Raw genomic sequence first — 24,606 nt, forward strand, 5'->3', positions numbered from 1 at the left:
ATCCGGGGCGGATGGTAGGCAAAGCGTAGCGGGCGTACTGTGAAATGTCGCACAAAATGTTACAGAATTATGACAAATATTCCATTGTGAGCACGGAATCACGTTTCATTTTCGATTTATGTTCGATTATGCGCGATATCAAACAAACCACAGTTTTATTGTGGCTAACTGGACGAAAATGAACAGGAAGGGAGCAGTATGACTTTCGCGACGGTCAATGAAGCCGATGTCATCATCATCGGCGGTGGCGCAACGGGTGCCGGAATCGCCAGGGACTGCGCTCTGCGCGGCCTCAAAGCGATTCTTGTCGAGCGTGATGATATCGCCACCGGGGCGACTGGCCGCAACCACGGTCTGCTGCACAGCGGTGCACGCTACGCGGTCACCGACCCGGAATCTGCCCGTGAATGCATCGCCGAAAACGCTATTCTCAAACGCATTGCCCGCCACTGTACTGAAGCCACACAAGGGCTGTTTATTACCCTGCCGGAAGATTCTCTCGACTTTCAGCAGCAGTTTATTGAAGCCTGCCGAAGCGCAAATATTGATGCCCAACCGCTGACGCCCGCCCAGGCGCTGACGCTGGAGCCCGCAGTCAACCCGGCAATTATCGGCGCGGTGAAAGTGCCCGACGGCACAGTAGATCCCTTCCGGCTGACGGCCGCCAATATGCTGGATGCCCGCGAGCACGGTGCCATCATTCGTACCGGCTGCGAAGTGACGGGGCTCATCCGCCAGGGCGCGCGCGTATGCGGGGTAACGATATGGGATCGCACAACACAAAAAACCGAACAGCTACATGCCCAGGTCATCGTCAACGCGGGCGGCATCTGGGGCCAGCGTATTGCCGAATACGCCGACCTGTCCGTGCGCATGTTCCCGGCAAAAGGATCACTGCTCATTTTCGAAAACCGCATTAACCAGCACGTGATCAACCGCTGCCGCAAGCCTGCGGATGCCGATATTCTCGTGCCTGGCGATACGATTTCGCTGATTGGTACGACCTCCACGCACATTGATTACCGCGATATCGACTACAACCGTGTCACGGCGGAAGAAGTCGATATCCTGCTGCGTGAAGGGGAAAAACTGGCTCCGATAATGGCGACAACGCGCATTCTTCGCGCGTACTGCGGCGTGCGTCCCCTGGTCGCCAGCGACGACGACCCAAGCGGGCGTAACGTCAGCCGGGGGATTGTATTGCTCGATCACGCCAGACGCGACGGCATGGAGGGCTTTATCACCATCACCGGCGGTAAGCTGATGACCTATCGGCTGATGGCGGAAATGGCAACCGATGCCGTCTGCCGAAAACTGAATCACAGCGCAGCCTGCACCACGGCTGACATTCCCTTGCCGGGTTCACGCGAAACAACCGAAAACACGTTGCACAAAATGATTTCCCTTCCTGCCCCGCTGCGCGGTTCTGCTGTTTATCGCCATGGCGACCGTACGCCAGAATGGCTTGGCGATTCACGACTGCACCGGAGCCTGGTGTGTGAATGCGAAGCCGTCACCGCCGGGGAAGTACGCTATGCCGTCGACAACCTGGCAGTGAAGAATTTGCTCGACCTGCGTCGTCGTACGCGCGTTGGCATGGGCTCCTGCCAGGGTGAACTCTGCGCCTGCCGGGCAGCCGGTTTACTGCAGCGTTATCAGGTCACCACGCCTGCGCAATCGCTCAATCAGCTCTCTGAATTTTTGAATGAACGCTGGCGGGGCGTGCAGCCCGTCGCCTGGGGCGATGCACTGCGGGAAAGCGAATTTACGCGCTGGGTCTGGCAGGGATTGTGCGGTCTGGAAAAGGAGCATCAGGATGAAATTTGATACCGTCATCATCGGCGGCGGACTCGCGGGGCTGCTGTGCGGGCTGGAGCTGACCCGCCAGGGCCTGCGGTGCGCCATCATCAGCCGCGGCCAGAGCGGCCTGCACTTTTCGTCCGGCTCCCTTGATTTGCTGACCCGTTCATCGGAAATTTCCCTTGATGCTGCGCTGGAGAGGCTCGCGGCCACCGAACCCACGCATCCCTATAGCCTGATCGGCAAAACAGCGGTGTTGGCCTGTGCACATCAAACCGAAGCGCTGCTGAGCGAATGCGGCATTGCTATGCAGGGCAGCGTTGAGCAGCCACATCAGCGCATTACCCCCATTGGCACCCTGCGCCAGGCATGGCTGACGTCTGAGGACATTGCCCTTGCCCCGGAAAAGGGGGAGCGCATTGCGGTGGTGGGTATCAGCGGCTTTCTCGATTTTCAGTCGCATCTGGCGGCAGCCTCACTGCGGAAAAGCGGCGCAAACGCTGAGGCGCTGGAAATCGAACTCCCACAGCTGGACATCCTGCGCGATAACGCCTCTGAGTTCCGCTCGGTAAATCTGGCCAGGGTGCTGGATGGCGGCAATCAGGCGCAGAGCCTGCTGGCCGCGCTGCTGCCAATAGCAAAGCAGTATGACAGGATCCTCATGCCCGCCTGCTTTGGCCTGCAGGATAACAGCCTGTGGCGCGCGCTGAATGAATCCCTTCCCTGCCCGCTTTCTTTATTGCCGACGCTGCCCCCGTCGGTGCCGGGCATCAGATTAAACGCTGCGTTACAGCGTCAGTTTATTAAGAACGGCGGTGTCTGGCTGGCGGGTGATGCGGTGACGGATGTGAGCCACAGCGGGCAAAGCGTCAACGCGATTTCGACCCGTAACCACGGCGAGATCCCGCTGCGCACCCGCTTTGCCGTACTCGCCAGCGGCAGCTTCTTCAGCGGCGGCCTGGTCGCCAGTCGGCAGGACGTAAGCGAACCCGTCCTCGGCCTCGACGTGCTGCAAACGTCCGGGCGGGAAAACTGGACCAGCCGTGATTTCTTTGAGCCACAACCCTGGCAGCGCTTTGGCGTTAAAACGGATAACGCGCTGCGCGCTTCACTCAACGGCCAGCCTTTCAACAACTTTTTCGCCATCGGCGGTGTGCTCGGTGGCTTTGACGGCCTGTCACAGGGCTGCGCCGGCGGCGTCAGCGCAGTCACGGCATTGTACGTTGCCCGCCAGATTACTGAACTCAGCGGAGAGCAGCCATGAGCGATACCCGTTTTGACCACTGTATCAAATGTACCGTTTGCACCACGGCCTGTCCGGTAAGCCGCGTTAATCCTCACTATCCGGGCCCGAAACAGGCAGGCCCGGACGGTGAACGCCTGCGCCTGAAAGAGGGTGCACTGTATGACGAAGCGCTGAAGTATTGCATCAACTGTAAGCGCTGTGAGGTCGCCTGCCCGTCAGACGTTCGCATTGGCGATATTATCCAGCGTGCCCGGGCCCGGTTCAGCCAGCAGAAGCCCACGCTTCGCGATGCCATTCTCAGCCACACGGATTTAATGGGCACGCTTTCCACGCCGTTTGCGCCGATCGTCAACGCCACCACGGGCCTGAAGCCGGTTCGTCGACTGCTGGACGTCGCCCTGAAAATTGACCATCGCCGCCAGTTGCCCAAATACGGTACGGGAACCTTCCGACGCTGGTATCGCCGGATTGAAAAACAGCAGGCGCAATATGCGGAACAGGTCGCCTTTTTCCACGGCTGTTACGTGAATTACAACAACCCGCAGCTTGGCAAAGATTTAATCAGCGTGATAAATGCCCTCGGTGTTGGGGTACAGCTGCTGGACAAAGAGAAGTGCTGCGGCGTGCCGCTGATTGCCAACGGCTTTGTCGATAAGGCGCGTAAACAGGCGCAAATCAATACCGCTTCACTGCGCAAGGCGGTGGTGGAAAAACAGCTGCCGGCGATTGCCACGTCGTCAACCTGCACGTTCACCCTGCGCGACGAATATCCACATCTGCTGGATATTGATAACCATGACGTTCGCGACAGCATTGAGCTTGCTACCCGTTGGCTGTGGAAACAGCTGGATGCGGGGAAAACGCTGCCGTTACGCCGGTTGCCGCTGAAGGTGGTGTATCACACGCCCTGCCATATGGAAAAAATGGGCTGGTCGATTTACACCCTTGAGCTGCTGCGTCAGATCCCGGAGCTGGAGGTTATCGTGCTGGATTCACAGTGCTGCGGCATTGCCGGAACCTACGGTTTTAAAACCGAAAACTACGTCACCTCGCAGGCCATCGGCGCCCCGCTGTTTGCCCGAATTGAGGAGAGCGGCGCCGATCTGGTGATTACCGACTGTGAAACCTGCAAATGGCAGATTGAGATGTCCACCAGCCTGCGTTGTGAACATCCCATTACCCTTCTGGCTCAGGCGCTGGCAAGCCCACACTGATTACGCTGGCAGGAAGAGGTCGTCGACAACGTTGATCCAGCCGTGCTCGCTGGCCACCGATTTGCCGTTCAGCCAGCGACGCAGAATATTCAGCGCCATCATCGCACATACCTCCTGACGCACCGCGAGGCTGTGATGCGAGTTGCTAAATTTCACCCGCAGCGCGTAAGTGCCTTCGGCGGTTGAGAGTGCGAAGTTGAGATGATCCTGCTCCAGTCCGCTGACGGCCAGCGCCAGTCCGGCAAAATGGTTCACCCGGCGTTCCGCCGTCCAGTGCGCCGTCTGCGCCAGCGTTTCCTCCTGGCACGGTACCACTTCACTTGCCAGAAGAGGCGCACTCTCCCGCCCAAGCTGAAGGGCAATCAGCCCGCAGGTGAACTGCTCGCTGAGGGTGATGCTCAGATTCCGCTCATGCAGCGTGCGGGCCAGCTGCGCCGCCAGGCCTTCGGTACCTTCAAAGATCAGGCTCTCTCCCGCGACTTTCTGCACCTCGGGCCACAGGGCGAGCATCGCGTCGCGCTCAGCGGCAGGCCCGGTTAGCTTCAGCTCAATGATTGGCATGGATGAGCGATAGCCCATCGTCACGCCAGGCGGCAGGTTCAGATGATCAAGGCTCTGGGCCAGATCGCTTTCGGAGCGTCCAAAGGTGGTGAGCCGCAGGCAAAGCGGAGGCTCCGGCAACGTAAAGCGCTCACGCAGGCGCGGCACAATCTGTTCAGCCACCATCACTTTAAATTCCGAAGGCACGCCCGGCGTGAAGAACATCAGGCAGCGGTTCAGCTGAACGGCAAAGCCGCAGGCGGTACCGACCGGGTTATCAATAAACTCGGCGCTGGCGGGAATTTCCGCCTGTTTGCGGTTGCTCGGGGCCATCACCCGGCCACGCCCGCTGAAGAAGCGCTCCATCTGCTTGAGCCAGGCTTCGTGCAGCACCAGCCCTTCACCTTTAGCAGTGGCGGCGGCCAGCGCGCTCAGATCGTCGCTGGTAGGGCCAAGACCGCCGTTAACGATCAGAATATCTGCATGCTGGCTGCGTTCGCGCAGGATGGATACCAGCGCATCGAGATCGTCACCAACGGTATTGCGCCGCGTTAACGGCATTCCCTGCGCAAATAAGTAATCGGCAAGCCACGCGGCATTGGTGTCAATGATTTGACCATGCAGCACTTCGTCACCCGTGGACAGCATCTCCACCTTTATCATCATTATCTCCTGAAGAAGAGGACGATTTACTATAGCGGAGGCCGGGAAGAAAAGGAAAACAGGCGCGGCAGAATACCGCGCCGGGAGATCAGAATGCCGCGCTTACGCCTACGTACGGGCCGTCTGCAATGACGTTGTCACGGTTGTCATCTTTACCTGCCAGATTCAGATAACGGTAGCCCGCTTCAATGCTGATCGGACGCATGATGGTCCAGCGACCGCCTGCGTTGGCTTCCTGATAGCTCTCGATACCGCTGGAGAGGGAATCCGGGGAGTAGTAATACTCACCGAACAGACGGAAGCTGTCGCCGATAGGCCACTGCAGACCACCGCCTACCGCAGCCGCATAGCCTTCATCACCCTGCTTCGGATTGGTGTAGACGCCTTTACCACCGACGGTCGCGATGAACGGGCCCAGCGGAATATTCAGACCCAGACCGAGGTTCGCGGCATCGCCGTCGTTGTCGCTGTGGGTCCAGTTACCGCTCATCGCCAGACCCGTTGATTCCGTTCCAAAACCTACACCCAGGTTGGTGTAATGCTCGCCCGCCTGACCGCTCACGCTGATCGCGTTCGCCGCCGCAGAAACAAACAGCAGCCCGGACAGACCTAATAAGATACCTTTTTTCATTTTTTAACGTTCCAGCAAACACAAATTAATAAAAATGCCCAAAAACGGCAGAATTGTACTGCCGAATGCCCAGGAATCAAGACACTAAAAAGGCGATTGGCGACAGGATTGTAACCAGTCACTACGTGATACGAGGCGTATTGAGGGGAATTTCAGCAGTAATGAAGGAGAAGTGAGACAAAACAGCTAAATGCCCCTTCACAGAGAAAGTGTTTATCACCCGGATGAGAATCAGAAATTTTAGCCTTTCAGCGTGGCATTCACCCACTCCTGAAGCGCGCGGCGGGAAATTTTAATGCCGCCGGTTTTCAGGCTTGCGGGCAGCTGAAGCCAGTAAACAGGCTGCTGGAACCGGGCCAGCTTATCCTTCGCCCATTCAGGCATCCCGGCAACGTCAAACCCTTCACGACCTTCCACCACCGCAACCGGGCGCTGACCGTATTCGTTGTCATCCAGCGGCACAATAAAGACCTGTTCAATTTGCGGATGACGGACAATGGTCCGCTCAACCTCTTCGGGTTGAATCCCCTCACCGCCGCAGAAAAAAAGATTATCCATTCGACCAAGGACGCTGAGACGATCGCCATGCCACTCACCGCGGTCGCGCGTGGCAAACCAGCCTTCGGCATTAGTCAGCGGGATCAGCTCGCCGTTGCGCCAGTAGCCCGCCGCCATGCTGTCACCGCGCAGCCAGATTTCACCGTCAACGATTTTCACTTGTTTGCCCGGCAGCGCACGCCCCACGTCAGCTTCGCTATCCGTTTCCTTGGCGCAGACCGTGGAAGCGAATTCCGTCAGGCCGTAGCCGCAGAACGTCTGAATGCCACGGGAGCGCGACCGTTCGGCAAGCTCGACAGGAATTGCCGCGCCGCCCAGCAGCACCGTGTGAAGCGTAGAGGTTTCACCGTCGTGCAGCAGACGCCAGAGCTGAGTCGGCACCAGCGAAGCATGCGTACAGCCTGCCAGCATCTGCGCCAGCGGCATGCGTTCGCGCACCGTCAGGCATGCGCCTTTCAGCAGCCAGCGCCAGATAATGCCCTGCCCGGAAACATGAAACAGCGGCAGCGACAGCAGCCAGTCGTCAGATTCGCTAAAAGGCATCAGCGCCAGTACACCTTTGGCGCTGGCAAGGTGGGCCTGCAGCGTATGCACCGCCGCTTTCGGTAAGCCGCTGGAGCCGGAAGTGAGCGTCATCGTGGCCAGACGTTCGGGCTGCCAGAGCGATTCCGGTGCGGCCTCAGCCAACTGAAGGACAAGCATCGGCAAATCGGTAAACGGGGCTTCTTCTGTGAGCAGTACCGCGTGATGAAGTGAAAACTGAGGCAGCAGCGCGGCCACCAGCTCACGAGGCAGCTGCGGGTTAACCGGTAAAACGCGTGCGCCACACTGTAGCAATGCCAGCCACGCCAACAGAGTTTGCGGAGCGTTCCAGGCCCGCAGCAGCACGCCCTCGCCCGTCTGGAGGTTTTGCGAAAGAAAACCGGCAGCCAGGCGATCGATACTTTCGCACAGCTGTCGCCAGGTCAGCACTTCATCGCCCAGCCTCACCGCCCGGGCATCCGGACGCGCAGCGCGCCAGTGACGCCACGGAAAATCAGGGAAGGTCATAACAGCGGATCCAGGCTCTCGTAGGTCATGCAGGGCAAATTGCTATCCGGCCAGCGACGAATCAGTTGAGCCTGCATCAGGTTCAGCGTGTCGAGGCCAGGCATGGTATCCGGCGTCAGCCAGGCCGCAATACGCGCCAGCTGAGTGAGAGCGAGGCTTGACTCGATTGATGAGCTGATCACCGCGGTTAACCCCTGCGCATGCGCCGCAGCCACTTGTTCGCACACGCGCTGCAGGCTACCGGTAAGCGTCGGTTTGATGACCACCGCTTTTACGCCGGGTTCCGCCGTGAAGGTAAAACCGGCTTCGCGCAGGCTTTCATCCCAGGCAATCGCAATGCCGGTTTCCTGCGCGAACGCACGGGAATCGTCACGGCTGCGGCACGGTTCTTCAATAAACGCGATACGCGGGCGGTATTCCGGATTAACGTACTTCGCAAACTGCTGAGCCTTGAGCGGCGTCCAGGCCCGATTGGCATCCAGGCGCAGCTGTAAGTCAGGAATCGCTTCCAGCAGCAGGTTGACGACCATGCCGTCGCGAACCGCTTCCCAGAGCCCCACTTTCACTTTCGCAACCTTTTCGCCGGGCATCACCTCAAGCACGGCAAACAGCTCATCCGGATCGCCGGTACAGAGCGGTGCCGCGCGGTAATCGGCGGCCAGCGGTAGCTCGTTGTGCAGCTCTGCCAGCGCACAGCTCAGGCCAAAGGCTACGGAAGGCAACGGCGGAAGTTCAGGATCATTCCCCTGCTGCCAGGCCTGGACCCAGGCCATCACGGCGACCTGCGCCTCTTCTAACGTTTCCAGGCTGAATCCCGGCAAGGGTGAGATCTCTCCCCAGCCTTCGGCTTCGCCCAGGCGCAGCCGCACGAAGAGCCCATCGCGGGTTTTCAGTCGCCGCTCGCGCAGAACCACTCCCGCATCCATGGGGATCTGCCAGCGGTATACCTGGGCGTTGCGCATTATGGATTCCGTTTGAATTTGCTGAAATCAGGCTGACGCTTCTGGTTGAAGGCGTTGCGGCCTTCCTGACCTTCTTCGGTCATGTAGAACAGCATAGTAGCGTTACCGGCCAGCTCCTGAAGACCTGCCTGACCATCGCAGTCGGCATTAAGTGCTGCTTTCAGGCAACGCAGAGCCATTGGGCTGTTTTGCAGCATTTCACGGCACCAGCGAACGGTCTCTTTTTCCAGATCGGCCAGCGGAACAACGGTGTTGACCAGGCCCATATCCAGCGCGGCTTTTGCGTCGTACTGACGGCACAGGAACCAGATTTCACGCGCTTTTTTCTGCCCCACGATGCGGGCCATGTAGGATGCACCCCAGCCGCCGTCAAACGAGCCGACTTTCGGGCCGGTCTGGCCGAAGATCGCGTTTTCAGCTGCGATGGTCAGATCGCACATCATGTGCAGCACGTGGCCGCCGCCGATGGCGTAACCCGCCACCATCGCCACGACCGGTTTCGGGCAGGTGCGAATCTGACGCTGGAAGTCCAGCACGTTCAGGTGATGCGTGCCGGCATCGTCCTGATATCCGCCGTAGTCGCCGCGCACTTTCTGATCGCCGCCCGCGCAGAAGGCTTTGTCGCCTTCACCGGTAAGCACGATCACACCAACGTTATCGTCGTAGCGAGCGTCGGCCAGCGCCTGAATCATCTCTTTGACGGTCAGCGGACGGAACGCGTTACGCACCTGTGGACGATTGATGGTGATTTTAGCGATACCGTCAGCGGATTTCTGATAGCGGATGTCGGTAAAACCTTCGGAGCAGTCCTGCCATTCCACCGGGGCGTAGAGCATTTTTTCATCAGGGTAAATCATCAGTTTGTCCTGTCGTCAGTCGTTCAGAATCTGTGCCAGACAGTGTGCGACCGCTGCGGGATTTTCCCGGTGGGCGTTATGTCCGGCGTGAGGAATAAGGTGATACGGCGCGGCCAGCTCCTGCGCAATGGCGCGGAATTTTGCATCGCGCTCGCCGCATAAGTACCAGAAAGCATAGTCACGCTGGCTTAGCGCCGCGCGTAAATCTGGCTGTACCGCAAGCGACGTTGCCATCAGCATGTCAGCCAGCCGTGAACCGTTGTTGCTGGCACGTAGCCCCACCAGAGCCTGACGCTGGCTTTCATTCAGCGAAGCAAACACCGGCTGGCGGTACCAGGCATCAAAAACTCGGGTGAGCGGTTCGGTGCGAAAACGTTTATCCCATTGTACATCGGAAGCCAGGCGCATTTTGCGGGCTTCCTCATCCTGAAGGCCGGGATGACTGCCCTCAACAATAATGCCTTTCAGGCCAGGCAACGCTCCCTGAGAAGCAGCATACATCGCCACGCGGCCACCCAACGAATAGCCAATCAGCCAGCACGCCGCAACGTTGTAGCTTGCCAATGTTTCCTGCATTTCCCAAGATACATCGTCAAACCCCGTCACCGGAACATCAGCGCTGCCGTGATGGCCAGGCAAATCGAGATACAACCGGGGAAATTGACTCAGCGATTCACCGACCGCTTGCCACTCCCGGTTATCGCCGGAAAAGCCGTGCAGAAAAACCAGCCAGGGCCGCTCTTTCTCACCTTCACGGGCAACGGCGTTTAGCGTCATAGCTGGCTGACCTGCGCGAGCAGATGTTGCAGGGTTTGCGCGCCGTCTGTGTCATTGACGACCAGTTCGATAACCGTCGTCACCGGCTGTCGCCACGCGCCGCTCAGGGCATCTTCCAGCTCAGCCCAGCTTTCGGGGCGGTGATAGCGCAGGCCAAACAGCTTCGCCGCGTGCCCGAAGTTGACGTTTTGCGGCATCAGGTAGAAGCGCTCGCGCTCTTCGGCGGGCGTCGGCAACAGGGAGAAAATCTGTCCACCGTTGTTGTTCACCACAATCAGCACCAGCGGCGCGGAAACCTGCCGCAGCAGCGCCAGACCGTTGAGATCGTAAAGCGCGGAGAGGTCGCCCACTATCGCGAGTGTGGATTTGGCGCTGCCGCGCTGTACGCCAGCGGCGGTGGAAATCAGCCCGTCGATGCCGCTGGCACCACGGTTGCTGTACACCGGATAACCCGCCGGAAGCTGTCCCAGCGCGTCAATCAGGCGCACCACCAGGCTGTTGCCAACGAACAGCTGGCCTTGCTCCGGCAGATAGTCACTGATGCGGTGCGCAAGCTGCGCTTCACCGAAGGTTTCGCGCTGCGCCACCGTCATTTTCCACGCCTGCTCTGAAAGCCGCGGGATAGCCACACTCCAGCCCTGACGGTGCTCCGCCGGGTGCTGGTCGAGCCATTTATCTATTTCGCAGACCAGCCTGCGCCCGCGATGATGAGCCGGATCCAGCCTGCCAGGGAGATTATCCACCAGCCAGTATTCATCCGGCTCGCAGGTAGCCTGCCATTGCAGGAGGCGCTTGCCCGTCAGGCTGCTGCCGAACTGGATGACAATCTGCGCCTGAGCCAGTTCGCTGACCGCTTTGGCATTGCCCAGCCATAAATCCGCACACGGCAGCGGCTGCCCGGTTTGCGACAGCACGTCGCCAATCAGCGGCCAGCCGAGGGTTTTCGCCCACTCGGCCACCTTTTTACCTTCCGCCGCGCTCATGCGCCCGGCCACGACAACGCCGCGCTTTTGCCGCCAGAAGAACCAGTCGCGCTGCTTTTCGCTTTCCAGCAGCAGGCCTTCGCGCAGCCAGGGTTTGTCGCTCTGCCACCAGTTGCCAAGCGCCCGCTGCCACTCAAGCCCGGTTTCGTCCATTTCGCCATATAGCGGCTCCGCGAAAGGACAGTTGATGTGTACACCACCGCCGTGCAGCTGCCCCAGCGCATTATCAATCGACGACACCAGCCAGCGGGCGGGAATATCCTGGCTCGGGCGCGGCAAAGAAAGGGTTTGAGAAGGATGAGAGCTGAACATGCCCGGCTGGCGAATCGCCTGATTGGCGCCGCAGTCGATAAGCTCCGGCGGCCTGTCCGCCGTCAGCAGGATCAGTTTTTCACCGGTCAGACCCGCTTCAATCAGCGCAGGATAGAGATTCGCAACCGCCGTACCGGAGGTGACGATCACCGCCACGGGCTGTCGGCTGCTTTTTGCCAGCCCCAGCGCCAGGTGACCCAGGCCACGCTCGTCAAAATGGGTGTGAGCAATCAGTGCGCGATTTTCTGCCGCCGCCAGCGTCAACGGCGTGGAACGCGAACCCGGCGCAATACAGACGTGCTGCACGCCGTGGCGGGTTAAAGCTTCGAGGATCACCGCCGCCCAGCGTCGGTTAAATGCGCTTACTGACATGAGATTGTCCGGTATCAATTTTGCAAATAATTATAGATGAGCGATGACGACAGGTTATTGATATGCGTCGGTTATCTGTTATTCAGGCAGCAGCAGCGATCGTAACCCCGCCGCTTTTTGCGTGATCTCCTGCCACTCCTGCTCAGGGTCCGATCCGCGAACAATTCCCGCCCCGGCGTACAGCCGAACGACGTCGCCACTCACTTTTGCAGAGCGCAGCGCAACGCAAAATTCGCTCTGGTGCAGGCTAAGATACCCGGCAGAGCCCGCATACCACTCACGCGTAAAGGGCTCATGCTGTTCGAGAAACTGCCGCGCCTGCTCACGCGGCAACCCAGCCACGGCGGCAGTAGGCTGTAGCTGGACCAGGCAGCGCGCGTCGTCCGGCGCCTGGAGTTCGGCCTGAATGCGACGGCGCAGATGCTGGACCTTACGCAGGCGAACCACCTGCGGCGGCAGCACCTCCAGCGCGCTGACGTCCTGCTGGAGACGCTGGCAGATGTCCTCAACGACCAGCAGGTTTTCCCGCTGATTTTTGTCATCCTGCATGAGCCAATCTGCCAGATGATCTGCCTGCTTGTCGTCTGGATGGCTGGCTACGGTGCCCGCCAGCGCCTCCGTGAGAAGCTGGGTGCCCTGCCGCTGCCAGAGTCTCTCCGGCGTGGAGCCAAGAAAGGCGTTTTGCGCGTCAAAGGCCATCAGGAAATGGTAGCAGTTGAGGTTCACGCGGCGGCTGGCCGCCATCATCGCCCCCGCATGCAGGGGCGCAGCGAAACGTAAATCGGTGGCGCGAGCGAGAACAACTTTGTCCAGCACGCCGTTGGCGATTGTCTCGGTGGCCGTTTGAATCAAACGCACCCAGCCTGCGCGATCGGGATAGTGGCGTTCATTTTTGAGCTCGCCGCTGAGCAACGGCAGCGGACGTGAAGGCTGAAGAGTGGTCAAAAATTCCCGCGCCGCGGCGGCATCGTCACGTAAGGAAACGTCACTACTGAGCGTCAGCCGCAACGAGGCTTTGCCCGCATGACGACGCCACTCTACCCGGGGAAGAAACAGCTGCCCGTCGCGAGGTTCAAAGGCATTCAGCCCCCAGATTCGCAGATCGGCCTGGGCTTCCTGCAAACAGTCAGCGGCATCAGAAAGAGAAGAAAAGTGACAGACGGCGCCCAGCGCCGCCGCTTCTTCCTGACCGTTGCGGTGTTGCCAGTAAAATTGGGGGAAAGCAGACTGACTGCTTAACCAGCTCAGCGGGTCAAAGGCGTCATTCAGAGGGAAGGGAGTGTCAAAAATTCGCGAGCCGGGCGCATCAGGTAAGTCGTCAGTCAGAAAAGCCAGCAGGCCTTCCAGCGCAGCGGTAATGGAATGCACGCGAATCTCCCTTTGATATAAACCATGCATTATAAAGGGTACTGCCCTAAAAAAGCAGTACCCATGACGAGGGAGCGGATTTTTGCAGTTTGCAGCCTAACGCCGTGCCAGCAGCAGCCCTAACACCAGCCCAACGGCGGCACCCACGCCAATACCTTGCCAGGGTTTTTCGTGTACGTAGTCATCGGCACGGGTCACGGCCTGTTTCGCCCGGTAGTAATAGGTGTCAGAAGCCTGACTTACGCGGGACTGAACGTCCTGCAGTGCTCTTTCGGCACGCAGCTTAAGCTCGATATACTTCTGGTCAGCGGGATCGCCGGAAAAGCTTAAGACCTCTTCCAGAGTGTCACTCAGCAGGGCCAGGTCATCATCAATGTGTGATTCATAAGAACGATATGCCATCAGTTTTCTCCATGGTTAAACCTGTCCGCTAACTATAGACAATGCTTCAGGATCTTGCTTCCCGCGCCATACCGATGTGCGGAATGCCGTCTTCGTCATAGACGTCGGTAACGGGAGTAAAACCGAAGTGGGCATAAAATGCCTGAAGATGCGCCTGTGCCCCCAGATACAGCGCCTTCTGCGGCCAGTGTTGCTCGCAGCTGGCGAGGGTTTGCTCCATCAGCTTCACGCCGAGTTTTTCCCCGCGAACGGCCTGGCTGACAATCACCCGGCCTATCACTACGGGCTCAAATTCATCGCCACTTTTCAGAATCCTCGCATATGCCACCAGCTTACCGTCGCGCCAGCCGAGGATGTGCCGGTTCTCGCCGACAAGATCGTCGCCGTCTACATCCTGGTACGGACAGGCCTGCTCGACGACAAAGACCTCACAGCGTAGCTGCAACAAGGCGTACAGTTGTTGGACGGTTAACTGGCTGTGGTGAAGATCGTGCCACTGGATCATTGTGCGCTCCGTTATACTCTGTGTTCTGGCCAAGAAGGAAAATGCGTTATGGAATTGATTTTTCTCGGGACATCGGCAGGCGTTCCGACCCGTCACCGTAATATGACGTCGATAGTGCTTAATTTGCAACAACCGACGCTGTCGCAGATGTGGCTGTTCGACTGCGGAGAAGGGACCCAGCATCAGTTTCTGCGAACCAGCCACCACCCCGGCAAGCTCGATAAAATCTTTATCACTCACCTGCATGGCGATCACCTTTTCGGTCTGCCAGGGCTGCTCTGCAGCCGTTCGATGCAGGGTAATCCTTCACCGCTCACAATTTACGGGCCAAAAGGCATCAAAGAATTTGTTGAAACCGCCCTGCGTCTGAGCGGTTCCTGGACGGACTACCCGCTCACGATTGAAGAAATCAGCGAGGGTGAAGTTTTTGACGACGGCTTTTTCCGCGTGACCGCTTATCCGCTCAGTCACCCGGTCGAATGCTTCGGTTACCGCATCGAACAGCATGATAAGCCAGGTCCCCTTGATGCTGCACGATTGCTGGCTGACGGCATTAAAGCCGGTCCGCTTTTCCAGCAGCTTAAAAAAGGTGCGACGGTCACGATGCCGGACGGGCGCATCGTCAACGGAAAGGATTATCTCGGATCGAGCACGCCGGGCATTAAACTTGCCATTTTCGGCGATACGGCTCCCTGCCCTGCGGCGCTGGAACTCGCCAAAAACGTAGACGTAATGGTGCATGAAACTACTCTCGAACATGCGATGGCGGAAAAAGCCAACAGTCGTGGGCATTCATCATCCGTGCAGGCAGCGGAACTGGCGCGCGAAGCTAACGTCGGCAAGCTCATCATCACGCATGTGAGCTCCCGCTACGACTGGCAAGGCTGTCAGCTTCTGCTGGCTGAGTGCCGTGCCGTATTTACAGCCTGCGAACTGGCAGAAGACTTTAGCGTGTTCCCTCTGACTTAACTTTTGCCCGCAAATGCCGATAACAAAGTAAAGGCTCAGCATTCTCTTCACTTTGAGGGCAAAATGGACAATTTCCAGAAAGATATCGACGACAGGGCTAATCTGGCCCTGTCTAACCGCTTTGAGCTACTGCTGTTTCGCCTGGGTGCGTCGGCGGAAGGCGACAACGCAGAACTCTTCGGCATTAACGTATTTAAACTGCGTGAAATCGTTCCAATGCCTGCATTCACAAAACCCGCGGGCATTAAGGCCCCGGTAATGGGTATGGTCAACATTCGTGACCAGATTATCCCGGTTATCGATCTGCCTTCCGTACTTGGCTGTAAAGCAGAAAGCGGGTTGAATATTTTGCTGATAACCGAGTATGCCCGCAGCGTGCAGGCGTTTGCTGTCGAATCGGTGGAAAACATTATTCGTCTCGACTGGACTCAGGTACACACGGCTGAAAAAGCCGTAAACGGCCAGTACATCACCAGTATCGCCTGCCTCGATAACGACAAGGACAGCAACAACCTGGCGATGGTGATCGACGTAGAGCAGATTCTGTATGACATCGTGCCAGCCGATCACGATCTGCATGCCACTCGCCTGACTGCGCCGAAGCAAAGCATTAAGCCTGGCGCAATGGCGATTGTGGCTGAGGATTCAAAAGTGGCGCGTGCAATGCTGGAGAAAGGCCTGCACGCCATGGAAATCCCGGCGAAGATGCACGTCACCGGCCAACAGGCCTGGGACACTATCGAAAAACTGGCAAAAGAAGCACAGACGGAAGGCGTCCCGGTCACCGATAAAATCGCGCTGGTGCTGACGGATCTCGAAATGCCGGAGATGGACGGCTTTACCCTGACCCGTAAGATCAAATCCGACCCACGCCTGAAGGCCATTCCGGTGGTGATCCACTCCTCCCTCTCCGGGAATGCCAACGAAGACCATATCCGCAAAGTCAAAGCCGATGGTTACGTGGCAAAGTTTGAAATTAACCAACTTTCGACAGTGATTAAAGAAGTACTGGAGCGCGCAGAGCGCCATGAAGACGGGCCGCTGATTAGCCGTCTGCATTCCGTGTAATGTTGATGTTGGGTGCCTGTCTCCGGCATCCATCACCCAGCCAACGGCTTTCCGGAACGTTGCACTAATATAATTTAACGCTGTATCCGGCCTTTTCACCAAAGACGGCATTGTGATTGAAGCCCAGCCGATGGTCTGGGCAGACAGTATTACAGCACCCGAGTTTATGAAGGGCTTACCGCTTCAGAACCCATCTGATGATGCCGGGTGACGGCAGCAACTGCGTGATTCGACAACAGCTGAAGCTGCACTAAGTGCCGACGGGGCCATGACGAGAGTACACGCTCGTCTGACCCTTTCTCTTTTTATAGCGGGGCCATTCTGAAAAGAAGTAGCATCTCTTTTACGGTAACTGGAACCCGCGCATTTCCTGTTTATTATTAAATAATGAGCCGCTGACGAGATGACCACCCCATTAGGGTTACCGCCCGGCTACCCCTAACTCTCCCTGTAAAGCGCTTTCAACACAATGGAATAGGCGTAGCATAGTTACGGATATAACTTTCTGGTATCACCCTGACAATCCGAGGATAAATTTTGGAAAGAATCATTATTCCTACTCATTATGTTCATGTCAGAGCAACCCCACTCTGGACAAAAGAAACGGCACCGGCCTCTATCTGGCAGCGACATCTGGACAAAGGCACCCGTCAGGGTGTCTACCCTCGCCTGAGCGTCATGCAGGGGTGCATCCGTTATTTGGGCTATGCGGATGAGACCAGCCCGGATCCCGTAGAAACATTGACTATCGAAGCGGGTCAGTTTGGTGTTTTCCCGCCAGAAAAATGGCACCGTATTGAGGCGCTGACCGAAGACACTGTTTTTAACGTCGACTTTTATGTTGACCCGAAAATCCTTACTGAAGATTAAGGAGTCTGTAATGGATATCGAAAACAAAGGCTACACGCTTGAAGTCGTTAACTACGCCAGTAAAGAGAAACAGGCCAAAGTTTATTTGAAACCGATGTCGCTCTATATCCCTGATATTGCCGTGCAGGCGCTTAACGAGCTGGTTGAAAATCTGGCAAGCAAAGAAGATGCCCCCAAAGGCTTCATTGTGACGGTCACCAACAATAATAATGGCGTCTCCGTCGATAAGAACCTGGCTACGCTGGCTGAACTGCATGATGCGACAATCGCGGCGGACACCGTGAAGGATTTAATCAATATCGTTCGTGGTTACGACACCGACGAAGAAGTTAACGTCTGCGGCTGGTGATCTTTTCTCTGTGACAGGCAGCACTGAGTAGCGCAACTGATTGCAAAACCCAACGCACAATAAGCTGCGGCGGCAAAATAAAATCCTCAATATTTATCCACGTTTTGATGCTGTAATAAGCGTAATTAAATGGTGAGGAAATATCATGGATCGTCGTCAGTTTATTGCAAGGGCGGCTGCTGCCATTGTCACGATACGCGCGGGCTCCGTACTGGCTCACCAAAAGAAAGTACAGCAAGATAATCTTATTGCTGAACCGCCTTCGGCGCAGTACGAAAAAATTGCGTTATGGAAAGGCACACCGCCTGGAGGCCGGGGTCCTTCTGGTGGCGAGTTATTAAATGCCAGGGACGCTCTGAGTAATGTTGCCCGTCCTTCGTTACAGGTATTTAAACCCGGGCATCCAAACGGTCAGGCTGTGCTGGTGGCTGCCGGAGGTGGCTACAAACGTATGGAGATGGGGAAAGAAGCGTGGCCCGCAGCAATTTGGTTGACCAGGCTTGGCTACACCGCCTATGTGTTGACCTATAGGTTGCCGCGGGAAGGCTGGCACGATGGCAACATGGTGGCTCTGCAAGACGCACAACGCGCTCTGCGCATTGTACGTAGCGGTGAAAAACATGTGAGCTTACTGGGCTTTTCTGCGGGTGGGCATCTGTTAGGTATGGCCGCAGCACGAACAGGTTTTCAATCCTATCCTGAACAAGATGCGCTGGACAGAACCCCTGCGTATGCCGATCGTGCAGCGCTGATTTATCCCATTATCACCCTCGAAAAACCTTACACTCATACTTCAACGCATAACATTCTGGTGGGATCCCATGCCACGGATGAAGAAAATGCCCGATGGTCGATACAGAATTTTGTTACGCCGCATACTCCGCCAATGTTCTTAGTACAGGCGGAGGATGACCCCATTTCAGACCCACATAACACATTAATTATGGCGGCGGTTTGCCAGCACGAGCACGTACCTGTGGATATGTGCCGTTACTCGTCGGGCGGTCATGGTTTTGGGATGGGTAAACCCGGGACGCCAACGATGGAATGGCCTTTACGCTACAAATCCTGGCTTGAAATTTGAGGATTTGGCGACTTTTCCTGTCACTGCCTTTTCACCGAACTCCCTCCTGCGCATACCTCCACGATTGTCTCTCGTTCAGGCGAAAAAAAACCGCCGAACAAGTCGGCGGCTTTTATCAGGCTTTCACGTGATTACATCATCGGCATCGCGAGCTGAACAATGCTAATCAGCGGCTGCGGATAGATACCGAGGATCAGCACCAGCAGCGCGGAAATCAGCACCACGATACCACCGGCGCTGTACTGCCAGTTCGACGGCGCATCACGGTTCAGCTGCTGCGGCGCTTCCAGATACAGGCTCACCGCTACGCGCAGGTAGTAGTAAAGACCAATCGCGGAACCGATAACTACCGCGGCAGTCAGCCACCACAGGTGTGCCTGGACGCCCACGGCCAGCACGTAGAATTTACCGATAAAGCCAAGCGTCATCGGGATACCCGCCAGGGAGAGCATCATCACGGTCATGACCGCCGACAGAATCGGACGGTGCCAGAACAGACCACGGTAAGAGTACAGAGAGTCTGCATCCGGGCCACGGTAAGGGCTGGACATCAGGCTGACGACACCGAACGCGCCAAGGCTGCTGAACAGGTAACCGGCCAGGTACACGCCAACGGTTTCCATGGACATCTGGCCGCTGTGCATCGCAATCAGCGCCACCAGCAGATAACCCAGGTGAGAGATGGAGGAGTAACCGAGCAGACGCTTGATATTGGTCTGGCTCAGAGCCATCAGATTACCGAAGATGATGGACACAAAGGCAATGATGCCCAGCACCACACGAACGGCTTCGCTGTCGCCCACTGGCGCGTACAGGAACAGACGCATTACGACGCCAAAGATAGCGATTTTGCTCGCGGTCGCCAGGAAGGTGGAGACCGGCGCAGGCGCGCCCTGATACACGTCTGGCGTCCACAGGTGGAACGGAACCAGAGAGAGCTTGAAGCCGAGGCCAACAATCATCAGGCCCAGACCCGCCAGCAGCAGCGGCTCATGCAGCATATTGTCCGCAAGCGCTTTGCCCAGTGCCAGGAACGACAGGCTACCGGAGTTCGCATACACCAGCGCCATACCGAACAGCAGAAATGAAGAGGCTGCGGCAGACAGAATGGTGTATTTGATGCTGGCTTCCAGCGAGCGTTTCTGGCGGTAGGCATAACCAATCAGGCCGAACAGCGGCAGCGAGATAAGCTCGATACCAAGGAACAGCGCAGCCATATGGTTGGCGTTCGCCAACAGAATGCCACCCAGCGCGGCAATCAGCACCAGCAGGTAGAACTCTTCTTTGTTGTCGTAATAGCCTTCGAGCCACGGATAGGCAAAGGTACAGGTGGCGAGACTCGCCAGCAGCACCAGCCCGGTGTAAAGCATGGCGTAGCCATCAACGCGCATCAGCGGCGTGACGTCCATCGCGCCAACGTGACCGACAAACCAAAGCGACAGCAGCGCGACGTTGAGGCCGACAACCGCTAGCGTGGCATTGAGGAAATGATTGCGTCGCCACGCAATGGAGAGCATCACAACCACCACCGTCAAGCCGACGATCAGCAGCGGTAGCAGTGCGATCAGTTGTTGTGGAGTTATTGTCATGGCGATTTACGGCCTTGTAGTAGTAACAGAATTAACAAACCACTGCTGAATATTGCCCATCGCAGCGTGTGAGGTGTCGAGAATCGGCTGCGGGTAGAACCCGAGCAGAACCAGCAGCACCACTAGCAGCAGGATGATAAACAGCTCGCGCAGCGACATCCCTGGCAGTTCTTTGGCCGCAATTTCGCTTTTCGCTTTACCGAAGTAAGCACGATGCAGCATCGCCAGCGAGTAGACGGAAGCAAACACCAGACCGAAGGTGGAAATCACGGTAATGACCGGCACGACGTGGAAGCTGCCGAACAGAATCATGAATTCACCAACGAAGTTACCGGTGCCCGGCATACCGAGGGTTGCCACAGCGAAGAACATAGACAGCGCTGGCAGCCATTTAATTTTGCTCCACAGGCCGCCCATCATGCGCATATCACGCGTGTGCAGACGTTCGTACAGCTGACCACACAGAATGAACAGACCCGCCGCGGACAAACCGTGCGCAATCATCTGAATCACCGCGCCCTGGTACGCCAGCTGGCTGCCGGTGTAAATCGCAATCAGCACGAAGCCCATGTGCGAAACAGAGGTGTAAGCGATCAGACGCTTGATGTCGTACTGGGTGAAGGCCATCCACGCGCCGTAGAAGATACCGATCACGCCGAGCCACATTGCGATTGGCGCAAATTCAGCAGACGCGTTCGGGAACAGCGGCAGCGCGAAGCGCAGCAGACCGTAGGCCGCGGTTTTCAGCAAGATGCCCGCGAGGTCAACGGAACCTGCCGTTGGTGCCTGAGAGTGCGCATCCGGCAGCCAGCCATGCAGCGGTACTACCGGCATTTTCACCGCGAAGGCGATGAAGAAGCCGAGCATCAGCAGATATTCCACGTTGTGGGCCATCGGCGTTTTCAGCAGCTGCTCGTAGTTGAAGGTCCACACGCCGGTCGCGCTGTAGTGCACGAACACCAGCGCCAGGATGGCAATCAACATCACCAGACCGCTCGCCTGGGTGTAGATGAAGAACTTGGTGGCCGCCGTGATACGCGTTTTACCGTCGGAAGCCTTGTGGCCCCACAGCGCGATCAGGAAGTACATCGGCACCAGCATCATTTCCCAGAAGAAGAAGAACAGGAACATGTCGATGGCGAGGAACACGCCGATAACGCCACCCAGGATCCACATCAGGTTGAGGTGGAAGAAGCCCTGATATTTCTGAATTTCCTGCCAGGAGCAGAGTACCGCCAGCACGCCGAGCAGGCCGGTCAGCACAACCATCAGCAGCGACAGGCCGTCAATGGCGAGGTGAACGGTGATACCAAAGCGTGGGATCCACGGCAGAATGAACTCAGACTGCCATTGCGGAATGCCAGCGGATTGCGTCAGCAAGTAGCCGCCCTGCAGCCACAGCTGCAGGGACAGGGCCAGCGTCAGTCCCATGGTGATCAGCGCAATCCAGCGCGGCACCTTCACGCCGAAGCGCTCGGTCTGCCAGCATAAGAAGCCGCCGATAAACGGGATTAGTATTAGCCAGGGTAATAACATGGCGATCTATATTCCTTTTCTGTCAACTCAACGCAAAACCATCAGCAGCGCGAGAACAACCACCGCGCCAATGCTCATGGATGCCACATACCAGCGCAGGTAACCGTTCTCGCTCACCAGCAGACCTTTGCCTGCGAAGCGGGAAAGAATGGCCGGGAGATTCATCAGACTGTTCAGCGGATCGCGTTTCAGCAGCCACGCAATGCCCAGGTACGGTTTGACGAAAATATTATCGTACAGCCAGTCGAAGCCCCAGGCGTTGTACCACCAGGTTCCGAGCAGACGGCCCGGCGCGCTGTTGGCAATCGCGGTGACCAGCGTACGTTTACCCAGCCACAGCCAGGCGGCAATCAGGATGCCGGCAATCGCCACAACGCCGGAGGTGATTTCCAGAGTCAGGACGTGGCTGTGTTCCAGTTCAGTTGTCTGCGGCAGTACACCCTGCAGTGGCGGAACAATCATGGCGCCAACAAAGGTGGACAGAACGAGCAGCACGATAAGCGGCAGGTGATGGGTAATCCCCTTCCCTGCGTGCGCGTGGATCTGCTCTTTGCCGTGGAACACGATGAAGATCATGCGGAAGGTATAGAGCGACGTCATGAACGCGCCCACCAGACCGGCGATCATCAGGTTGATGTGACCGTTGGCCATCGCACCTGCCAGGATCTCATCCTTACTGAAGAAGCCTGCGGTAATCAGCGGCAGCGCGGACAGCGCAGCACCACCGACCAGGAAGCAGACATACACCAGCGGAATTGACTTACGCAGGCCACCCATTTTGAAGATGTTCTGCTCGTGGTGGCAGGCCAGAATGACCGAACCGGACGAGAGGAACAGCAGCGCTTTGAAGAACGCGTGGGTCATCAGATGGAAAATCGCTGCATCCCATGCCTGAACGCCGAGCGCCAGGAACATGTAGCCAATCTGGCTCATGGTGGAGTAAGCGAGTACACGTTTGATGTCGGTCTGAACCAGTGCGGCAAAGCCTGCCATCACCAGCGTAACCGCACCAACAATACCCACCAGATGCAGAATTTCCGGGGTCATCAGGAACAGGCCGTGAGTACGGGCAATCAGGTAGACGCCCGCGGTCACCATGGTTGCGGCGTGGATCAGCGCAGAAACCGGAGTTGGACCGGCCATTGCGTCCGCAAGCCACGTCTGCAACGGCAGCTGAGCCGATTTACCGACCGCACCACCCAGCAGCATCAGCGTTGCCCAGGTCAACATGTTGTTGCCGGCTTCGAAGTGCTGCGGAGCCAGCTCGACCATTTCACGGAAGTTCAGGGTGCCCAGCTCGTTGTAGAGGATGAACAGCGCGAAAGCGAGGAACACGTCACCCACACGGGTCACGACGAAGGCTTTCATCGCTGCTGCGCCATTCTTCGGATCGGTATAGTAGAAACCGATCAGCAGATAGGAGCACAGGCCCACGCCTTCCCAGCCCAGGTACATCAGCAGCAGGTTATCCGCCAGCACCAGCACCACCATGCTCGCAATGAACAGGTTGGTGTAGGCGAAGAAGCGGGAGTAGCCCTCTTCCCCACGCATGTACCAGGAAGCGAACATGTGGATCAGGAAGCCAACGCCGGTAACCACAGAGAGCATGGTCAGCGACAGGCCATCCAGCACCAGATTGAAGCCGATGTTGAAATCACCGACGGACATCCAGTTCCACAGCGGCACGCTGACGGCCTGTTTACCGTTGGCGAAGAAATCCACGCCGACGAAAACGGTGGTCAGCGCGGCCAGGCCCACAGAGCCCATACCGATGGTGGCGGAGAGATTCTCAGACCAGCGCCCGCGAGAGAAGGCGAGCAGCAGGAAGCCAATCAATGGCAAAATGACGGTTAAGGCAAGCATGTTCATCCACGCAACTCACTTACTGAATCGATGTTCAGGTTCTGGCGGCGACGGTGCAGCTGCAGCAGCAGCGCCAGGCCAATACTCGCCTCCGCAGCCGCGAGGCTGATAGCGAGGATATACATCACCTGACCGTCGGTCTGGCCCCAGTAGCTACCGGCAACCACGAAGGCCAGCGCGGCGGCGTTAATCATGATTTCCAGCCCGATCAGCATAAACAGCAGATTGCGGCGGATAACCAGACCGGTCAGCCCGAGAACGAAGAGGATCGCCGCGAGGATCAGTCCATGTGTTAAGGGGATCATGCGTGCTCCTCCGGTTTTCTTTTGCTGTCGTTCGGACGGTTGCTGATGACTTCACCCACGCGGTCTTCACGACCAACGTGGAAGGCGACAACCAGGCCCGCCAGCAGCAGCATGGAAGCCAGTTCCACCGCCAGCACGTACGGACCGAACAGTGCAACGCCCACTTCCTTCGCGCTGATCGCGTTGCCGTCGATACCCTGGTCGCTCACGCCCAAAATACCGTAAACAATCACCGCCAGCAGAACCACGGACAGCACGCCAGGCCCAATCCAGACCTGCGGCTTCAGCCACTGACGTTCCTGTTCGATTTCGGCGCCGCCCAGGTTCAGCATCATCACTACGAACACGAACAGCACCATGATCGCCCCGGCATAAACAATGATCTCCAGCGCCCCGGCGAAATACGCTCCGAGCGAGAAGAACACCCCGGCAATCGCCAGCAGGGAGATGATCAGGTACAGCAACGCATGCACCGGATTGGTGTGCGTGATGACCCGTAGCGTGGCCAGGATGGCGACGAGACCACAAATGTAAAATGCGAATTCCATTGCCCCTCTCCTTACGGTAACAGGCTCTTGACGTCGATAGGCTTGGCTTCGTTCTCTGCTTCGCCCTTATCTTTGCCGTCGATTGCCATACCCGCCATCCGGTAGAAGTTATATTCCGGGTATTTGCCCGGACCGGAAATCAGCAGATCCTCTTTCTCGTACACCAGGTCCTGACGCTTGTATTC

Annotated in this window: 24 protein-coding genes; 8 read left to right on the top strand and 16 right to left on the bottom strand. The window is 57.4% G+C overall.

The features are described 5' to 3' along the window. The first annotated feature begins 198 nt into the window (after window positions 1-198). Genes glpA through glpC form a run of 3 tightly spaced genes read left to right on the top strand, consistent with a single transcriptional unit; the run spans window position 199 to window position 4,260 of the window. Window positions 199-1,827, top strand: coding sequence for an anaerobic glycerol-3-phosphate dehydrogenase subunit A (glpA, locus tag RTU33_RS10230; protein ID WP_312627102.1), 1,629 nt, complete (start codon window positions 199-201; stop codon window positions 1,825-1,827). Next, window positions 1,817-3,064, top strand: a complete 1,248-nt coding sequence (gene glpB, locus RTU33_RS10235; protein ID WP_312627103.1) for a glycerol-3-phosphate dehydrogenase subunit GlpB — start codon at window positions 1,817-1,819, stop codon at window positions 3,062-3,064. The genes glpA and glpB overlap by 11 nt, the downstream gene beginning before the upstream one ends. After that, complete coding sequence (gene glpC / locus RTU33_RS10240; RefSeq protein ID WP_312627104.1) at window positions 3,061-4,260, top strand: anaerobic glycerol-3-phosphate dehydrogenase subunit GlpC; 1,200 nt, start codon at window positions 3,061-3,063, stop codon at window positions 4,258-4,260. Before glpB ends, glpC begins: the two co-directional genes overlap by 4 nt. On the opposite strand, the gene RTU33_RS10245 is transcribed toward glpC, so the two are convergent. The 10 genes from RTU33_RS10245 to RTU33_RS10290 all read right to left on the bottom strand — a co-directional run bounded on the left by RTU33_RS10245 (window position 4,261) and on the right by RTU33_RS10290 (window position 14,240). Next, on the bottom strand, window positions 4,261-5,463 hold the full coding sequence (locus RTU33_RS10245; protein WP_312627142.1) for a nicotinamide mononucleotide deamidase-related protein YfaY: 1,203 nt from the start codon (window positions 5,461-5,463) through the stop codon (window positions 4,261-4,263). Between the two features lie 88 nt (window positions 5,464-5,551). Beyond that, window positions 5,552-6,094: a YfaZ family outer membrane protein gene (locus tag RTU33_RS10250; RefSeq protein ID WP_312627105.1), complete on the bottom strand. Its 543-nt coding sequence runs from the start codon at window positions 6,092-6,094 to the stop codon at window positions 5,552-5,554. Between the two features lie 240 nt (window positions 6,095-6,334). Next, on the bottom strand, window positions 6,335-7,702 hold the full coding sequence (gene menE, locus RTU33_RS10255) for an o-succinylbenzoate--CoA ligase (protein WP_312627107.1): 1,368 nt from the start codon (window positions 7,700-7,702) through the stop codon (window positions 6,335-6,337). Next, entirely contained in the window at window positions 7,699-8,664 is a 966-nt protein-coding gene (gene menC / locus RTU33_RS10260) for an o-succinylbenzoate synthase (RefSeq protein WP_312627108.1), read from the bottom strand. Before menC ends, menE begins: the two co-directional genes overlap by 4 nt. Beyond that, complete coding sequence (gene menB / locus RTU33_RS10265) at window positions 8,664-9,521, bottom strand: 1,4-dihydroxy-2-naphthoyl-CoA synthase (protein WP_312627109.1); 858 nt, start codon at window positions 9,519-9,521, stop codon at window positions 8,664-8,666. Before menB ends, menC begins: the two co-directional genes overlap by 1 nt. Window positions 9,522-9,536: 15 nt before the next feature. Beyond that, complete coding sequence (gene menH / locus RTU33_RS10270; protein WP_312627110.1) at window positions 9,537-10,298, bottom strand: 2-succinyl-6-hydroxy-2,4-cyclohexadiene-1-carboxylate synthase; 762 nt, start codon at window positions 10,296-10,298, stop codon at window positions 9,537-9,539. Then, the gene (menD, locus tag RTU33_RS10275) at window positions 10,295-11,965 is read right to left on the bottom strand and encodes a 2-succinyl-5-enolpyruvyl-6-hydroxy-3-cyclohexene-1-carboxylic-acid synthase (RefSeq protein WP_312627111.1); all 1,671 of its coding nucleotides are present in this window, start codon (window positions 11,963-11,965) and stop codon (window positions 10,295-10,297) included. The genes menH and menD overlap by 4 nt, the downstream gene beginning before the upstream one ends. Window positions 11,966-12,043: 78 nt before the next feature. Next, entirely contained in the window at window positions 12,044-13,333 is a 1,290-nt protein-coding gene (menF, locus tag RTU33_RS10280) for an isochorismate synthase MenF (protein ID WP_312627113.1), read from the bottom strand. Window positions 13,334-13,429: 96 nt separating this feature from the next. Next, the gene (elaB, locus tag RTU33_RS10285) at window positions 13,430-13,735 is read right to left on the bottom strand and encodes a stress response protein ElaB (protein ID WP_312627114.1); all 306 of its coding nucleotides are present in this window, start codon (window positions 13,733-13,735) and stop codon (window positions 13,430-13,432) included. A 46-nt stretch (window positions 13,736-13,781) separates the two neighbouring features. Beyond that, window positions 13,782-14,240, bottom strand: coding sequence for a GNAT family N-acetyltransferase (locus tag RTU33_RS10290; protein WP_312627116.1), 459 nt, complete (start codon window positions 14,238-14,240; stop codon window positions 13,782-13,784). 48 nt (window positions 14,241-14,288) lie between these two features. Here RTU33_RS10290 and rnz point away from each other — a divergent pair, with 48 nt between their 5' ends. The 5 genes from rnz (at window position 14,289) to RTU33_RS10315 (ending at window position 18,580) form a co-directional block, all read left to right on the top strand. Continuing rightward, window positions 14,289-15,209 (top strand): ribonuclease Z, encoded by a 921-nt coding sequence (gene rnz, locus RTU33_RS10295; RefSeq protein WP_312627118.1) that lies wholly within the window; start codon window positions 14,289-14,291, stop codon window positions 15,207-15,209. 63 nt (window positions 15,210-15,272) lie between these two features. Further along, entirely contained in the window at window positions 15,273-16,277 is a 1,005-nt protein-coding gene (locus RTU33_RS10300; protein ID WP_312627119.1) for a chemotaxis protein, read from the top strand. A 537-nt stretch (window positions 16,278-16,814) separates the two neighbouring features. Further along, window positions 16,815-17,147: a DUF1971 domain-containing protein gene (locus RTU33_RS10305; RefSeq protein ID WP_312627120.1), complete on the top strand. Its 333-nt coding sequence runs from the start codon at window positions 16,815-16,817 to the stop codon at window positions 17,145-17,147. Window positions 17,148-17,157: 10 nt separating this feature from the next. Further along, entirely contained in the window at window positions 17,158-17,496 is a 339-nt protein-coding gene (locus RTU33_RS10310) for a DUF1869 domain-containing protein (protein ID WP_312627122.1), read from the top strand. A 145-nt stretch (window positions 17,497-17,641) separates the two neighbouring features. After that, on the top strand, window positions 17,642-18,580 hold the full coding sequence (locus tag RTU33_RS10315; RefSeq protein ID WP_312627124.1) for an alpha/beta hydrolase: 939 nt from the start codon (window positions 17,642-17,644) through the stop codon (window positions 18,578-18,580). A gap of 131 nt (window positions 18,581-18,711) precedes the next feature. Here RTU33_RS10315 and nuoN read toward each other — a convergent pair whose 3' ends face one another. The 6 genes from nuoN to RTU33_RS10345 form a co-directional block, all read right to left on the bottom strand. After that, window positions 18,712-20,169: an NADH-quinone oxidoreductase subunit NuoN gene (gene nuoN, locus RTU33_RS10320; RefSeq protein ID WP_312627125.1), complete on the bottom strand. Its 1,458-nt coding sequence runs from the start codon at window positions 20,167-20,169 to the stop codon at window positions 18,712-18,714. A 6-nt stretch (window positions 20,170-20,175) separates the two neighbouring features. Further along, window positions 20,176-21,705, bottom strand: coding sequence for an NADH-quinone oxidoreductase subunit M (nuoM, locus tag RTU33_RS10325; protein WP_312627126.1), 1,530 nt, complete (start codon window positions 21,703-21,705; stop codon window positions 20,176-20,178). 27 nt (window positions 21,706-21,732) lie between these two features. Then, a complete protein-coding gene (nuoL, locus tag RTU33_RS10330; RefSeq protein WP_312627128.1) occupies window positions 21,733-23,574 on the bottom strand; it encodes an NADH-quinone oxidoreductase subunit L in 1,842 nt (613 codons plus the stop codon). Beyond that, entirely contained in the window at window positions 23,571-23,873 is a 303-nt protein-coding gene (gene nuoK / locus RTU33_RS10335) for an NADH-quinone oxidoreductase subunit NuoK (RefSeq protein WP_097161765.1), read from the bottom strand. The genes nuoL and nuoK overlap by 4 nt, the downstream gene beginning before the upstream one ends. Then, window positions 23,870-24,421 carry an NADH-quinone oxidoreductase subunit J gene (gene nuoJ, locus RTU33_RS10340; protein ID WP_312627131.1) on the bottom strand — a complete coding sequence of 184 codons (552 nt, stop codon included), beginning with the start codon at window positions 24,419-24,421 and terminating at the stop codon, window positions 23,870-23,872. Before nuoJ ends, nuoK begins: the two co-directional genes overlap by 4 nt. An 11-nt stretch (window positions 24,422-24,432) precedes the next feature. After that, a partial coding sequence (locus RTU33_RS10345) for an NADH-quinone oxidoreductase subunit I (RefSeq protein WP_065336987.1) occupies window positions 24,433-24,606 on the bottom strand: 174 nt, incomplete at its 5' end.

Source organism: Scandinavium sp. (assembly GCF_032012665.1).
Taxonomy (GTDB): domain Bacteria; phylum Pseudomonadota; class Gammaproteobacteria; order Enterobacterales; family Enterobacteriaceae; genus Scandinavium.

Bases quoted from the DNA above. Each gene is read 5' to 3' on its own strand.
- glpA (WP_312627102.1), top strand. From the start codon at position 199: ATGACTTTCGCGACGGTCAATGAAGCCGATGTCATCATCATCGGCGGT.
- glpB (WP_312627103.1), top strand. From the start codon at position 1,817: ATGAAATTTGATACCGTCATCATCGGCGGCGGACTCGCGGGGCTGCTG.
- glpC (WP_312627104.1), top strand. From the start codon at position 3,061: ATGAGCGATACCCGTTTTGACCACTGTATCAAATGTACCGTTTGCACC.
- RTU33_RS10245 (WP_312627142.1), bottom strand. From the start codon at position 5,463: ATGATAAAGGTGGAGATGCTGTCCACGGGTGACGAAGTGCTGCATGGT.
- RTU33_RS10250 (WP_312627105.1), bottom strand. From the start codon at position 6,094: ATGAAAAAAGGTATCTTATTAGGTCTGTCCGGGCTGCTGTTTGTTTCT.
- menE (WP_312627107.1), bottom strand. From the start codon at position 7,702: ATGACCTTCCCTGATTTTCCGTGGCGTCACTGGCGCGCTGCGCGTCCG.
- menC (WP_312627108.1), bottom strand. From the start codon at position 8,664: ATGCGCAACGCCCAGGTATACCGCTGGCAGATCCCCATGGATGCGGGA.
- menB (WP_312627109.1), bottom strand. From the start codon at position 9,521: ATGATTTACCCTGATGAAAAAATGCTCTACGCCCCGGTGGAATGGCAG.
- menH (WP_312627110.1), bottom strand. From the start codon at position 10,298: ATGACGCTAAACGCCGTTGCCCGTGAAGGTGAGAAAGAGCGGCCCTGG.
- menD (WP_312627111.1), bottom strand. From the start codon at position 11,965: ATGTCAGTAAGCGCATTTAACCGACGCTGGGCGGCGGTGATCCTCGAA.
- elaB (WP_312627114.1), bottom strand. From the start codon at position 13,735: ATGGCATATCGTTCTTATGAATCACACATTGATGATGACCTGGCCCTG.
- RTU33_RS10290 (WP_312627116.1), bottom strand. From the start codon at position 14,240: ATGATCCAGTGGCACGATCTTCACCACAGCCAGTTAACCGTCCAACAA.
- rnz (WP_312627118.1), top strand. From the start codon at position 14,289: ATGGAATTGATTTTTCTCGGGACATCGGCAGGCGTTCCGACCCGTCAC.
- RTU33_RS10300 (WP_312627119.1), top strand. From the start codon at position 15,273: ATGGACAATTTCCAGAAAGATATCGACGACAGGGCTAATCTGGCCCTG.
- RTU33_RS10310 (WP_312627122.1), top strand. From the start codon at position 17,158: ATGGATATCGAAAACAAAGGCTACACGCTTGAAGTCGTTAACTACGCC.
- RTU33_RS10315 (WP_312627124.1), top strand. From the start codon at position 17,642: ATGGATCGTCGTCAGTTTATTGCAAGGGCGGCTGCTGCCATTGTCACG.
- nuoN (WP_312627125.1), bottom strand. From the start codon at position 20,169: ATGACAATAACTCCACAACAACTGATCGCACTGCTACCGCTGCTGATC.
- nuoM (WP_312627126.1), bottom strand. From the start codon at position 21,705: ATGTTATTACCCTGGCTAATACTAATCCCGTTTATCGGCGGCTTCTTA.
- nuoL (WP_312627128.1), bottom strand. From the start codon at position 23,574: ATGAACATGCTTGCCTTAACCGTCATTTTGCCATTGATTGGCTTCCTG.
- nuoK (WP_097161765.1), bottom strand. From the start codon at position 23,873: ATGATCCCCTTAACACATGGACTGATCCTCGCGGCGATCCTCTTCGTT.
- nuoJ (WP_312627131.1), bottom strand. From the start codon at position 24,421: ATGGAATTCGCATTTTACATTTGTGGTCTCGTCGCCATCCTGGCCACG.